14 protein-coding genes and 1 tRNA gene are annotated in these 12,534 nt (G+C 59.6%); 7 read left to right on the top strand and 8 right to left on the bottom strand.

Going from position 1 to position 12,534, the window contains the following annotated elements; all coding sequences use genetic code 11:
* From CR254_RS00985 to glmU, 4 genes are read right to left on the bottom strand one after another with little or no spacing between them, the layout of a single operon-like run.
* Entirely contained in the window at positions 1-681 is a 681-nt protein-coding gene (locus CR254_RS00985) for a DNA alkylation repair protein (RefSeq protein ID WP_180955844.1), read from the bottom strand.
* Positions 678-1,160 (bottom strand): hypothetical protein, encoded by a 483-nt coding sequence (locus CR254_RS00980; protein WP_097927940.1) that lies wholly within the window; start codon positions 1,158-1,160, stop codon positions 678-680. The genes CR254_RS00985 and CR254_RS00980 overlap by 4 nt, the downstream gene beginning before the upstream one ends.
* A 57-nt stretch (positions 1,161-1,217) precedes the next feature.
* Positions 1,218-3,041: a glutamine--fructose-6-phosphate transaminase (isomerizing) gene (glmS, locus tag CR254_RS00975; protein ID WP_097927939.1), complete on the bottom strand. Its 1,824-nt coding sequence runs from the start codon at positions 3,039-3,041 to the stop codon at positions 1,218-1,220.
* Positions 3,041-4,384, bottom strand: a complete 1,344-nt coding sequence (gene glmU / locus CR254_RS00970; RefSeq protein WP_097927938.1) for a bifunctional UDP-N-acetylglucosamine diphosphorylase/glucosamine-1-phosphate N-acetyltransferase GlmU — start codon at positions 4,382-4,384, stop codon at positions 3,041-3,043. Before glmU ends, glmS begins: the two co-directional genes overlap by 1 nt.
* 117 nt (positions 4,385-4,501) lie before the next feature.
* On the opposite strand from glmU, the gene CR254_RS00965 reads away from it, so the two are divergent.
* From CR254_RS00965 to choV, 5 genes are all read left to right on the top strand, one after another.
* Complete coding sequence (locus CR254_RS00965; protein WP_097927937.1) at positions 4,502-5,164, top strand: HAD-IA family hydrolase; 663 nt, start codon at positions 4,502-4,504, stop codon at positions 5,162-5,164.
* Between the two features lie 60 nt (positions 5,165-5,224).
* A tRNA-Val gene (locus CR254_RS00960) sits at positions 5,225-5,300 on the top strand.
* Between the two features lie 161 nt (positions 5,301-5,461).
* A complete protein-coding gene (choX, locus tag CR254_RS00955; protein WP_097927936.1) occupies positions 5,462-6,391 on the top strand; it encodes a choline ABC transporter substrate-binding protein in 930 nt (309 codons plus the stop codon).
* A gap of 72 nt (positions 6,392-6,463) precedes the next feature.
* Complete coding sequence (gene choW, locus CR254_RS00950; protein ID WP_097927935.1) at positions 6,464-7,300, top strand: choline ABC transporter permease subunit; 837 nt, start codon at positions 6,464-6,466, stop codon at positions 7,298-7,300.
* Positions 7,297-8,319, top strand: a complete 1,023-nt coding sequence (gene choV, locus CR254_RS00945) for a choline ABC transporter ATP-binding protein (protein WP_097927934.1) — start codon at positions 7,297-7,299, stop codon at positions 8,317-8,319. Before choW ends, choV begins: the two co-directional genes overlap by 4 nt.
* 49 nt (positions 8,320-8,368) lie before the next feature.
* On the opposite strand, the gene CR254_RS00940 is transcribed toward choV, so the two are convergent.
* Genes CR254_RS00940 through fabI form a run of 3 tightly spaced genes read right to left on the bottom strand, consistent with a single transcriptional unit; the run spans position 8,369 to position 10,167 of the window.
* On the bottom strand, positions 8,369-8,812 hold the full coding sequence (locus CR254_RS00940) for a tellurite resistance TerB family protein (protein WP_097927933.1): 444 nt from the start codon (positions 8,810-8,812) through the stop codon (positions 8,369-8,371).
* Positions 8,812-9,318: a xanthine phosphoribosyltransferase gene (gene gpt / locus CR254_RS00935; protein WP_097927932.1), complete on the bottom strand. Its 507-nt coding sequence runs from the start codon at positions 9,316-9,318 to the stop codon at positions 8,812-8,814. The genes CR254_RS00940 and gpt overlap by 1 nt, the downstream gene beginning before the upstream one ends.
* A 21-nt stretch (positions 9,319-9,339) precedes the next feature.
* Positions 9,340-10,167 carry an enoyl-ACP reductase FabI gene (fabI, locus tag CR254_RS00930; RefSeq protein WP_097928853.1) on the bottom strand — a complete coding sequence of 276 codons (828 nt, stop codon included), beginning with the start codon at positions 10,165-10,167 and terminating at the stop codon, positions 9,340-9,342.
* A 118-nt stretch (positions 10,168-10,285) separates the two neighbouring features.
* Between fabI and pdxH the strand changes: the two genes are divergently transcribed.
* Both pdxH and CR254_RS00920 read left to right on the top strand, forming a co-directional pair.
* Complete coding sequence (pdxH, locus tag CR254_RS00925; RefSeq protein WP_097927931.1) at positions 10,286-10,894, top strand: pyridoxamine 5'-phosphate oxidase; 609 nt, start codon at positions 10,286-10,288, stop codon at positions 10,892-10,894.
* A gap of 22 nt (positions 10,895-10,916) precedes the next feature.
* Positions 10,917-11,651 carry an SDR family NAD(P)-dependent oxidoreductase gene (locus CR254_RS00920; protein ID WP_097927930.1) on the top strand — a complete coding sequence of 245 codons (735 nt, stop codon included), beginning with the start codon at positions 10,917-10,919 and terminating at the stop codon, positions 11,649-11,651.
* On the opposite strand, the gene CR254_RS00915 is transcribed toward CR254_RS00920, so the two are convergent.
* Positions 11,652-12,401, bottom strand: a complete 750-nt coding sequence (locus tag CR254_RS00915; RefSeq protein ID WP_145996685.1) for a hypothetical protein — start codon at positions 12,399-12,401, stop codon at positions 11,652-11,654.
* Between the last annotated feature and the right edge of the window lie 133 nt (positions 12,402-12,534).

Raw genomic sequence — 12,534 nt, 5'->3', positions numbered from 1 at the left:
TCAGAGGAACTTTGAGCCTTCCTTACGCGCAACGGCGCGTAAGTCGTCACCATGCAGATACAGGAACGCGGAAACACGCTCCGGATCGTGCTGTGACAGGGTGCGCAACCACCAGCCGATGGCCTTTTGTGTGAACCATTCGTGGTCGGGAACCAGAGTGGCGATCCATGTCATCACCCGCTCACGGTTTTGCAGGTGCTCAGGATCAGGGTGCCGCCCCTTGGCCCAGTGCAGGGTCGAGACGAGGGCCGCGCGGCGGGTCCACATATTCTCATGCGTGACCCATTCGGCCACGGCGTCAAAACGGGTTTGATCGGCCAGCAGGCGTCGCTCGATCGATTTGGTGGCGGTGTCGGCGATGGACCAGCTGTCGAATTGCGGAACCCAGCGTTGCAGTTCCTGCCAAACGGGGGCGTCATCGGGCTTGATGCGGGCCTGTGTCAGCAACTTGGCCGCGGCGATGCGGGCCTCGTAAATGTCGCTATCCCATAGGCCGGCGGCCAGCTCTACCTTTGCATCGCGGTCCAGATCGGCGCGCCATTCGCGTACAAGTGTCTCAACCGTGTCATTGCCGAGGCCGAGATAGCGGCGTTCCACCTTATGATAGGCGGCCATATCTACCGCGCGAACTGCGTCCGCGCGGGTGGTTAGCGCATCAAGCGCCTGAGGTGTCGTGATCATACATCAGTCTTTGGGTTCAGGATTACATGATCCGTACCACCAACATGCCGGAAACGGGTTCCGCGTAGGTGGCCGGATTCGAAGGTATAGACAGTTGGTCCGTTTGTTCCCGGTACGATCAGGCGACCATTCCGGTCAATACGGCCCGTGCGTCGGTGGCTTTCGGCGCGTAGGCTTTCATAGGGGGCCACGGTGTCGATCACAATGACGGAGCCGTCCTGATTAACCTCGGTCACGTGGATTTCATGGCATTGGCCACCATTCCACGCACCCTCACCCCACACGCCCAGATACCGGTTCCAGCTGTCGGGCAATCCGATTTTGGCCGGTTGAACCACGTTCCGGCGAAACGGATCGTCGTATAGGTCAACGGTATAACAGCCCGGACGAACCAGTGCTGAATCGGGCAAGTTGGAACCGGGCGCGATGCATGCTGCCAGTACGGACAGCGATGCGATGCTCACAACGATGCGTTTCATTTTATCTCCTCGAACTACTCAACTGCTCCGGTCTTGAGGCCGGATGCGAGAGTTATACTACTCGACTGTGACCGATTTTGCGAGGTTGCGTGGTTGGTCCACATCTGTCCCCTTGGTCACGGCGGTATGATAGGCAATTAGTTGGGCAGGTATAGCGTAAACCATTGGTGCAAGCCGAGGATCCACGGTGGGCATCACCAGAACCTCAGCTGTGCCATGGCGTGCAATTTCTGCGCCTTCGGCGTCTGTGACCAATAGCACACGACCGCCACGGGCCATGACTTCCTGCATATTGCTGACCAGTTTTTCAAACAATGCATCGCGCGGGGCAAAAACGATGACCGGCACGTTTTCGTCGATCAGCGCGATTGGCCCATGCTTTAGCTCGCCCGAGGCATAGCCCTCGGCGTGGATATAGCTGATCTCCTTGAGCTTCAGCGCACCCTCCAGCGCCATGGGGAACATCAGGCCACGGCCAAGGAACAGGATGTCGCGCGCACCCGACAGCCATTGCGCGATGGTGGCGATTTGCGGCTCGGCGGCGATTGCCTCGTTCATCAGGCGGGGCAGTTCAAACATGCGCCCAACCAACTGCGCCTCATCCGCCGCGCTGATGTGTCCGCGCTGACGACCGGCCTGAATGGCGAGGGACAGCAGAACGGTTAGCTGGCAGGTAAATGCCTTGGTCGAGGCAACGCCGACCTCCACTCCCGCATGGATCGGCAATGCGGCGTCCGAGGCGCGCGCGATCGAGCTTTCCATAGCATTCACGACGGAGGTGATGCTGCCTGCCTTGCCCTTGCTATATTCCAGCGCGGCCAATGTATCGGCGGTTTCGCCCGATTGGGACACAAACAGCATCATGTCGGATTGGCGCAGCGGCGGGTTGCGATAGCGGAATTCGGACGCGATATCGGTTTCCACGATAATGTCGGCGATTTGCTCGAACCAGTATTTCGCAACCTGACAGGCGTAATAGGCCGTACCGCAGGCAACCATCACCAGACGGTCGGTCTGCGTGAAGTCCACAACATCCGACGCGCCCTGGACGCGGTCACGATCCGCGCTGCAATAATGCTGTAGGGCATAGGACAGGACGTCGGGCTGTTCGTGCACCTCCTTGGACATAAAGTGGCGGTGCTCGCCCTTGTCCGCGATCATGTTGTCCAGTGCTACGGTCTTGGTCTTGCGGATGGTTTTCGCGCCTGTGGCATCGAAAATTTCCGCTCCGGCGCGGGTCAGCACAACGTGGTCGCCATCATCCAGATAGGTCACGCGGCGGGTAAATGGCGCGAGGGCCAGCGCATCGGAGCCTACGAACATCTCCCCATCACCATGACCAATAGCCAAGGGCGATCCGCGACGGGCGGCGACGATCAGGTCGTCCTCACCCTCGAACAGAAAACACAGGGCGAATGCGCCGTGCAGGCGCTTCAGCGTGGCAACTGCCGCCTCAACCGGGGCAAGGCCATCGGCGCAATATTGCGCGCACAGCACCGCGACCGTTTCAGTGTCGGTCTCGGTGACAAAGGAGTGGCCCTTTGCCTCCAGCTCCAACCGCAATTCGCGGAAATTCTCGATGATGCCATTATGTACGACAGCAACGGGACCGTAGCTGTGCGGGTGGGCGTTTTCGATTGTCGGGGCGCCATGGGTCGCCCAGCGGGTGTGACCGATGCCAGAGCGGCCCGCGATGGGGTTCACCACCAGCAGATCGGCCAGCTCACCCAGTTTTCCAACGGCGCGGCGACGGTCCAGCGTGCCCTCGTGAATGGTGGCGATGCCTGCGCTGTCATAGCCGCGATATTCCAGACGCCGCAGCGCCTCAACCATCAATGGTGCTGCTGCGTGATTGCCCAGAACCCCGATAATGCCGCACATCAGCTTTTCTCCTTGAGCGCGCGCAGACGCGCCACCATTCGTGCGCCAAGGCCGGGTTTGTTCACCTGTCGGGCCCGCGCAATGGCCAGATCGCCCGCGTTGATATTCGTAGTCACGGTGGAGCCGGAGGCAACATAGCCAGCATCCGCGATGGTCAGCGGGGCCACCAGTGACGAGTTTGATCCGATGAACGCATCATCGCCAATCGTCGTCTTATGCTTGAACACGCCATCATAGTTGCAGGTGATGGTGCCCGCGCCGATATTTGCACGCTTCCCGATTTCAGCGTCGCCGATATAGGTCAGATGGTTTACCTTTGCGCCCTCATGCAGGACGGCGTTTTTCACCTCGACGAAGTTGCCGACACGCGCGCCGCCGCCGATTTCTGCGCCGGGGCGCAGGCGGGCATAGGGGCCGATCTGTGCGCCCTCGGCCACGTGGCAGCCCTCCAGATGGCAAAAGGCACGGATTTCCGCGCCGGTTTCCACGGTCACGCCGGGGCCGAAAACGACGTTGGGGGCGATGCTGACATCGCGGCCAATATGGGTGTCAAAGGCGAAGAAGACGGTTTCCGGTGCGGTCAGGGTCACGCCCTCGTCCAAGGCGCGGCCACGGCGGTTCCATTGAAACACAGCCTCGGCAGCGGCCAGATCAACGCGGGAATTGACGCCCATGGTTTCCTGTTCCGCGCAGGTGACGGCGGCGCAGGTCAGGCCGCGCGAGCGGGCGATGCCAACGATGTCTGTCAGGTAATACTCACCCTTGGCATTATCGTTGCCGACCGCGTTGACCAGATCCATCAGAGTGGCCGCATCGGCCATAACAACGCCGGAGTTGCACAGCGTGATGGCGAGTTGTTCTGGCGTGGCTTCCTTTGCCTCTACAATCGCCTCCAGCCCATCTGGCCCGACGATCAGGCGGCCATAGCCACCCGGTTGTGCGGTATCAAAGCCAAGCACAACCACAGCCGCACCTGTAGCCCGCGCCGATTGCATTGCGGCCAGCGTATCGCCCGAGATGAATGGCGTATCGCCGTATAGAACAACCGCATCGCCGTCGAACCCGTCCAGCGCAGGCGCGGCCTGTTGCACGGCATGTGCTGTGCCTAGCTGTTCATCCTGCGTGGCAAAGCTGACATCATCACGCCAGTCGCCCACGGCGTTCGCAACCTGCTGACCACCATGGCCTGTGACCACGATCATCTGCTGTGGGTCCAGCGTGTTGGCGCTGGCCATGGCGTGAATGATCATCGGGGCGCTGCCGATCTGATGCAAAACCTTGGGCAGGTCGGATTGCATCCGTGTGCCCTGACCCGCGGCGAGAATGATTGCAGCTATGTTCATTATGATCTGGTTCCTCGTGTTGGCGGGCTTATAACAACGTGACACGGTGTCGGAAAGCGCACCACGATCAGCTTTCGTTTCAGATGGTTGCATCGGTGATTACTTCAGGGGGTTCGCATGCGCACTGCAATTTTTGATCTGGACGGAACGCTGGCAGATACCAGTGCCGATTTGATCGCGGCGGCGAATGCGTGCTTTGTCGGGCGGGGGCATGCTGCGCCCTTGGATGCGGTAGGTGATGCGTTAACAGCCTTTGGTGGCGGGCGCGCGATGCTGCGGCTGGGCGTACAGCGTCTGGGCATTGATGATGTTATCATCGACGAGGAATACCAGACCCTGCTGGATCACTATGACGCCCATATCGATGTGCACACGCGCCTATATCCGGGCGTTGAGGCCGCGCTGGACAGGCTGGCCGCCGATGATTGGGTGCTGGGCGTTTGCACGAACAAGCCTGAGGCACTGGCCGAAACATTGCTGAAAAAGATCGGCATCCGTGACCGTTTCACCGCCATGCTGGGCGCGGATACATTGCCCGTGCGCAAACCGAATCCCGAGCATTTGTTCGAGACAGTCCGCCGCGCCGGTGGAAATGTGGATCGCACTGTTCTGATGGGCGACACCATCACCGACCGCGATACCGCGCGCAATGCGGGGGTTCCGATCGTGCTGGTCGGATTTGGCCCCCTGGGCGCGGATATCGTTGATATGCAGCCTGATGCGATCCTGCCCCATTATGATGATTTGCCGGACCTGTTGGACCGTCTGATCCCGCGTTAAAACACGCCTGGTTTGCGCTTGACCCTCTATGCGCGAGGTGCGAAATGCACCGGCACGCATGGGACGTTAGCTCAGTTGGTAGAGCACAGTGTTCACATCGCTGGGGTCACTGGTTCGAATCCAGTACGTCCCACCATGCATTCCAAGATAGAATAATTGCACGCCCACACTGCCGTATCGGGGCGAGCTAGCTTCGATTTCTGTCGGGTAATCAGGCAGCTTTTCGATAGGGGGTTGCATTGCAGGGCCCGCTCGCCGTCTATTGACTCATCAGTCAAGAAACCGGGAGTTACCCAAATGCGTCTCAAGACGACCCTTTCCGCCCTTGCCCTTGCAGCGATCGGTACACAGGCCGCCGCACAGTGTGAGAGCGTGACATTCTCTGATGTGGGCTGGACCGACATTACGGCAACCACTGCCGCGACAACCGTTGTTTTGCAGGCGCTGGGCTATGAGACAGACATCAAGATCCTGTCCGTTCCTGTAACATATACCTCGCTGGCCAATGGCGATATCGACGTGTTTCTGGGCAACTGGATGCCAACGATGGAGGCAGATATCGCCCCCTATCGTGAGGCAGGCACCGTTGACACCGTGCGCACAAACCTGATTGGCGCGAAGTACACATTGGCCACAAACGCGGCTGGTGCAGCGCTGGGCATTGCCGATTTTGCGGATATTGCAGGTCAGGCTGACGCGCTGGACGCGACGATTTACGGCATCGAGCCGGGCAATGACGGCAACCGCCTGATCCTCGACATGATCGAGTCCGGTGCGTTTGATTTGACCGAGTTCGAAGTTGCCGAAAGCTCGGAGCAGGGCATGTTGGCACAGGTTGCCCGTGCGACCCGTCGTGAGGAGCCTGTGATCTTCCTCGGGTGGGAACCACACCCGATGAACGCGAATTTCGACATGACCTATCTGACGGGCGGCGACGATTGGTTCGGCCCTGATCTGGGCGGTGCCAGCGTGATGACCAATACCCGCGCTGACTATGTTTCGGAATGCCCCAATGTGGGTGCGCTGCTCAACAACCTCGAATTCTCTCTCGCGATGGAGAACGAGATCATGGGCGCGATCCTGAATGACGGCACCGACCCTGATGAGGCTGCAAAGGCGTGGCTGTCTGCGAACCCTGCGGTTCTGGACGGCTGGCTGGACGGCGTGACCACGCTGGGCGGTGATGCTGACGCGAAGGCCGCAGTGCTGTCCGCGCTTGAGGGCTAATCGCAGCTAAGCGATTCGAGCGGCGCGGGGCAGTTCCCGCGCCGTTTTTGTTACACGGGACAGGAGCCTAGGATGGACTGGCTGACAGAAAACAAGATCCCGGTGGGCGACACCGCCGAGATCATGTTCGATTGGTTGCAACGAAACGGCACGCATATTTTCGATGCGATTTCCGATGGAATGGAAGCGACGATCGACCAACTGCTCTGGCTGTTCCAGACGCCGCATCCCTTGATTATCATTGCGATTTTTGTCGGAATCACATGGTGTTTGCAGCGTAGCTGGCAAACATGCGTGCTGATTTTTGCGGGCTTTCTGTTCATCCTGAATCAGGGTTATTGGGAGGAAATGACCGAGAGTATGACCCTGGTCCTATCCGCCTGTATCGTGTGTATGGCGATTGGCGTGCCTATCGGTATTGCCGCAGCGCACCGGCCCAAGCTGTATGCGGTTATGCGTCCGGTTCTGGATTTGATGCAGACGCTGCCAACCTTTGTTTACCTGATTCCCGCGGTGATCTTCTTTGGTATCGGTATGGTGCCCGGATTGCTGGCCACAGTGATCTTTGTGCTGCCCGCGCCGATCCGCCTGACGCAGCTGGGGGTTTCCTCTACACCGGACCCGCTGCTGGAGGCCGCCGATGCGTTCGGTGCTACCCCGTGGCAAAAGCTGGTGAAGGTTGAGCTGCCCTATGCCGTTCCGCAGATCATGGCGGGCCTGAACCAGACGATCATGTTGTCACTGTCCATGGTTGTGATTGCAGCGCTGGTTGGCGCCGATGGTCTGGGTGTGCCGGTCCTGCGCGCGTTGAACCGCGTGGATTCGGCGCTGGGTTTTGAAAGTGGATTTATCATCGTGGTGGTAGCAATCATGCTGGACCGGATGCTTCGGGTTAGGGGGCGCAAATGAGCGTTGCGGTATCCTTCGACGCGGTAAACATCGTCTTTGGCGATCAACCGCAAACTGCATTGCCGCTGATGGATCAGGGGCAAAGCCGTGCTGAAATTCAGGACGCAACGGGGCAGGTTCTGGGCGTGCATGACTGCTCGCTCGATGTGAATTCTGGCGAAATTCTCGTGCTGATGGGCCTGTCCGGATCGGGTAAATCAACGCTGCTGCGCGCAGTGAACGGGCTGAACCCTGTTGTGCGCGGCGCCGTAACAGTGCGTGCTGGCGACTGGTCCACGAATGTGACCACGGCCAGCAAGGCGGACTTGCTGAAGGTGCGCCGTGAATGTGTGACCATGGTGTTCCAGCAATTCGGGCTGTTGCCATGGCGCAGCGTGGCGGAGAATGTCGGCCTTGGGCTGGAGCTGTCCGGTATCAAGAAGGCGGAGCGTGCCGACCGTGTGCGCGAACAGCTCGATCTGGTTGGACTGTCCGATTGGGCGGATCGCAAGGTGGGTGAGCTGTCCGGCGGTATGCAGCAACGTGTCGGTCTGGCCCGTGCCTTTGCCACGCAGGCGCCGATCCTGCTGATGGACGAGCCGTTTTCCGCGCTGGACCCGCTGATCCGCACCCGTTTGCAGGATGAGCTTCTGGAGCTACAGGCGCGGCTAAAGCGGACCATTCTGTTTGTCAGCCACGATCTGGACGAGGCATTCCGCATCGGTGATCGCATCGCGATTATGGAGGGCGGTCGCATCGTGCAATCCGGCACCCCGCAGGACATTCACGCTAATCCGGCCAACGGCTATGTGGCTGATTTCGTGGCGCATATGAACCCGCTGGGCGTTTTGCGCGCGCGGTCGGTCATGGTGCCATTGCAGGGGGATGAGACGACAACAATCTCTGCCGATGCCAGTGTGAATGACGTGATTCACGCGCTGGACGGGGTTGAGAGCCTAGCTGTGGTTGAGGATGGCGAAACCGTCGGACGCATCACGCAAGGTGACGTGTTGAGCGGGCTGTCAAAGCCGCAGGACTGATTGCTAAATTATCACGAGCGACCAAGGTCTGGCCGCTCGTGATATAGTCTTATTGGGCGCGCTGTGCCCGTTGCCGTGCAAGGGCGCTGTCGCGATCTGAAACACCGATCAGATTGGCGACCATGCGCAGCAGGGCGTTTTCATCCTCACTGCGATCATCATCTGCCAGTACCACGAACCACATCGCCTCGATCACGGCGTCACGCTCCTCATAGGGGACGGCATCCTTGATCAAGCGGGTGAAGCGTACAGTGTCGCTGGCCTGTTCCTCCAACGCCTCAGCCTCAACCCGCAATGCCGCAGCATCGGCAGGCGTTAGCGAATAGCGGCGGGACAGAACGGAATCGATCCGCGCGATTTCATCGGGTTGATACAGGTCATCCGCCCGCGCCACGCGCACCAGCAGCGCCGCCATTGCCAACCGCGCATCCGTCGCGTCGAGGGTGTTGCCCTCGGGCGTGCCGGTCAACATGCGTAGAATGTCAGCAAACATCAGTCAGCCCCGCGATAGGGCTGAACATATTGCAGGGCCATGTCCCACGGGAAGAAGATCCACGTATCCTGACTGACGCCGGTGATAAAGGTATCGACCATCGGCTCTCCCTTCGGCTTCGCATAGACTGTTGCGAAATGCGCCTTGGGGTACAGCGAGCGGACCAGTTCCAGCGTCTTGCCGCTATCCACCAGATCATCGACGACCAGAACGCCCTCACCATCGCGCATCAGATCATCATCGGGTTTTTTCAGCACCTCGGCGCTGCCCTGATCCTGATGGGCATAGGATTTGACGCTGATCGTATCGACGGTGCGGATATCCAGTTCGCGCGCCACGATCATCGCGGGGGCCATTCCGCCCCGCGTGATCGCAACAACTGCGCGCCATTTGCCACCTGCGCCGGGGCCGTCATTCTCCAACCGCCATGCTAGCGCACGGCTGTCGCGATGAATTTGATCCCACGAAATGTGGAAGCCCTTTTCGTGGGGTAGACGGTCGGCCATGGGGCGTCCTTTCAGGTGGGGTTAGGTGGCGGCAGGCTTGCGGCCGGTTACAACGTCGATATCTGGTGCGTCTTCGGCCTTCATGCCGACAACGTGGTAACCCGCGTCAACATGGTGGTTTTCGCCGGTAACGCCCGAGGCCAGATCAGACAGCAGGTATAGCGCGGATTTGCCCACATCCATTGTCGTCACGTTGCGGCGCAGCGGCGAGTTCAGCTCGTTCCATTTCAGGATATAGCGGAAATCCCCGATGCCCGACGCGGCGAGGGTTTTGATCGGACCCGCGCTGAGCGCGTTTACGCGGATGTTTCGTGGGCCGAGGTCCATCGCCATGTATTTGACCGAAGCCTCCAGCGCCGCCTTTGCCACGCCCATGACGTTGTAATGCGGCATGACCTTTTCAGCACCGTAATAGGTCAGGGTCACAGCCGATGCGCCATCATTCATCATCTTTTCCGCGCGCTGCATGATTGCAGTGAAGGAATAGACGGAGATGTCCATCGACATGCGGAAATTCTCGGGGCTGGTATCGACATAGCGACCGCGCAGCTCGTTCTTGTCAGAAAAGCCGATCGCATGCACAACAAAGTCGAGCGAGCCCCACTGTTCCTTTAGCTCGGCAAAGACCGCGTCCATGCTGTCTGCGTCCGTAACGTCGCAGGGCAGTACGATGTTCGATCCAAGGCTTTCCGCCAATGGTTTCACGCGCTTACCCAGTGCCTCACCCTGATAGGTGAATGCCAATTCGGCCCCAGCCTCGTGCAGGGCGCGTGCGGCGCCCCATGCAATGGACTTGTCATTGGCTAGGCCCATGATGAGTCCACGTTTTCCGGCCATCAATCCAGACATGTCCGCCATTTTGCCTCAAGCTCCGCTCTTGTTCTGCAGGTCTACCCGCTTTACGTCAAAGACGGGGTGGCATCAAGAATATGTCGCCATGCTACCGACTTGGCGAAGGAGTTGACCCATGAGTGATGAGACTGGCCGCACAGGTATTTTTGCAGGCAATGATCCGTTTGTATTGGCGCGCGCATGGATGGCAGAGGCCGAAAAGGTTGAGATTAACGACCCCAACGCCATCGCGCTGGCCACAGTTGATGCGGACGGCCTGCCCAATGCACGGATGGTTTTGTTGAAGGAAGTGGAGGACGATGCCTTCGTTTTCTACACCAATTACGACAGCGCCAAGGGGCAGGAGATATCTGCAACGGGTAAGGCCGCCTTTGTCCTGCACTCCAAAAGCCTGCGTCGCCAAATCCGTGTGCGCGGTATAACGGAGCGGGTCGAGGGTACGCAGGCCGACGCCTATTACCAGTCGCGTGCGCTGCAAAGCCGGATTGGCGCATGGGCCTCCGATCAGTCACGTCCGCTGGATAGTCGTGCAACGCTGATGGGTAAGGTCGCGCGGCTTGGTCTTGAAAAGGGTCTGAACCCTGATCGCCCACCATTCTGGGGCGGGATTCGCATTCGTCCGGTTGAGATTGAGTTCTGGGCAGATGGCGCATTCCGCCTGCACGACCGGTTCCGTTGGACACAATCGGATGGCGGGTGGAGCGCACAGCGCCTGAACCCGTAAAACGCCACTTTGAGGATTTGCTATGCCTGAACGTCGTACTCTGCTGCTGACCGGTGCTTCACGCGGGATCGGCCATGCCACGGTGAAGCGGTTTTCCTCTGCCGGATGGCGGGTCATCACCTGTTCGCGTCATCCCTTCCCCGAGGATTGCCCGTGGGAGGCCGGACCCGAGGATCACATTCAGGTCGATCTGGGCAGCCCCGATGGCACGATTGCCGCCGTTGAGGAGATCAAAAGCCGCCTGATGGGCGGGCGGCTGGAGGCGTTGGTGAACAATGCCGGAATCTCACCCAAGGGGCAGGGCGGCGCGCGGCTGTCCACACTCGACACGGATCTGCGTGACTGGGGCAAGGTATTTCACGTCAACTTCTTTGCGCCAGTGGTTCTGGCCCGTGGGTTGCGGCAGGAGCTGGCGGCGGCCAAGGGCGCAATCGTGAATGTGACGTCGATTGCCGGATCGCGGGTGCATCCCTTTGCCGGTGCCGCCTATTCCACGTCTAAGGCGGCGCTGGCTGCGCTGACCCGCGAAATGGCCCATGATTTCGGCCCGTTGGGCGTGCGCGTCAACGCAATCGCCCCCGGTGAGATTGAGACAGATATCCTAAGCCCCGGTACGGAGAAGCTGGTCGAAAGCCTGCCCCTGCGCCGCTTGGGACAGCCGGAGGAGGTCGCGCGCACCGTCTATTTCCTGTGCACCGATGCCAGCGCCTATGTCACAGGGACCGAGATCGAGGTGAATGGCGGCCAGCACGTCTGATTACGGCCCGACGATAATCCGCAGGCGCCGTCCGTCCGCCTCGGTCAGGGTAAAGCTTTGCCGGATGCGCCCGCGATCATATCCGACCAGAACACGTTCGGCTGCTGCCTGTGTGCCATCCGCGAAGCTGACAATCGCCTCATCCGAGGTGCCGTCGGTAAAGCTGATCACCATCAGGCGCTGCTGGGCGACCTCGATTGTAATCGCTTCATCCCCGTTGCCGTCAGTGCCTGAGCGGCTGAAATAGGTTGTCGGGTCCAGTTGGCCGTTGCGGAACAACCTGACAGGCAGGTCAATCGCATACTCAAATTCGGCGGGGGAAGCGTGCAGCACGTTCTCATATGCCAATAGGCTGCACCCGCAATCGTCGGTGCGATCCAGCTGCGCCAGTTCCGCATGACAGGTGCTGAGTGCCTGCGAGATTGCGTCTTGTGTTGTGCCGCCCGCCAGAACCACGGTTTGCACCGGACATTGGGCTGCCGGATAACCGCGAACCATCGCCTTTGGCCCCTCACCCAGCAGGTAGGATTGCCCCTGCTGCGAGCGGAAAAAATAGGCGAGCTGATCCAGCCGGATTTCTTCGGTTCGCGTGCGCTCAGCGATTTCATCGGGCGTGTTGCGCGTTGCGCGTTGAGCGATTTCTGTAATGTCGTCAATGCTGTCCGAGACGAGCGGTTGCTGATTTGGCGTAAACAGGAACTCGCGCACGACACCGTCATTTTCGGGCAATGGTCCCACATCAATGGCCATGCAGCCGCTCAGCGCGAACAGAATAACCCAACCCAGTTGTCTAGGTTGCCGATATGACACGATTCGATACATGCGAACTCCGGTTTCTGACGCTGGTGGAGGCGCTCGCTTGACACGAGTATAGCCCGAAATC

Origin of the sequence: Pontivivens marinum (assembly GCF_900231835.1) — a bacterium.
Lineage (GTDB): Bacteria > Pseudomonadota > Alphaproteobacteria > Rhodobacterales > Rhodobacteraceae > Pontivivens > Pontivivens marinum.
This window is presented reverse-complemented; position numbering and strand designations above follow the sequence as displayed.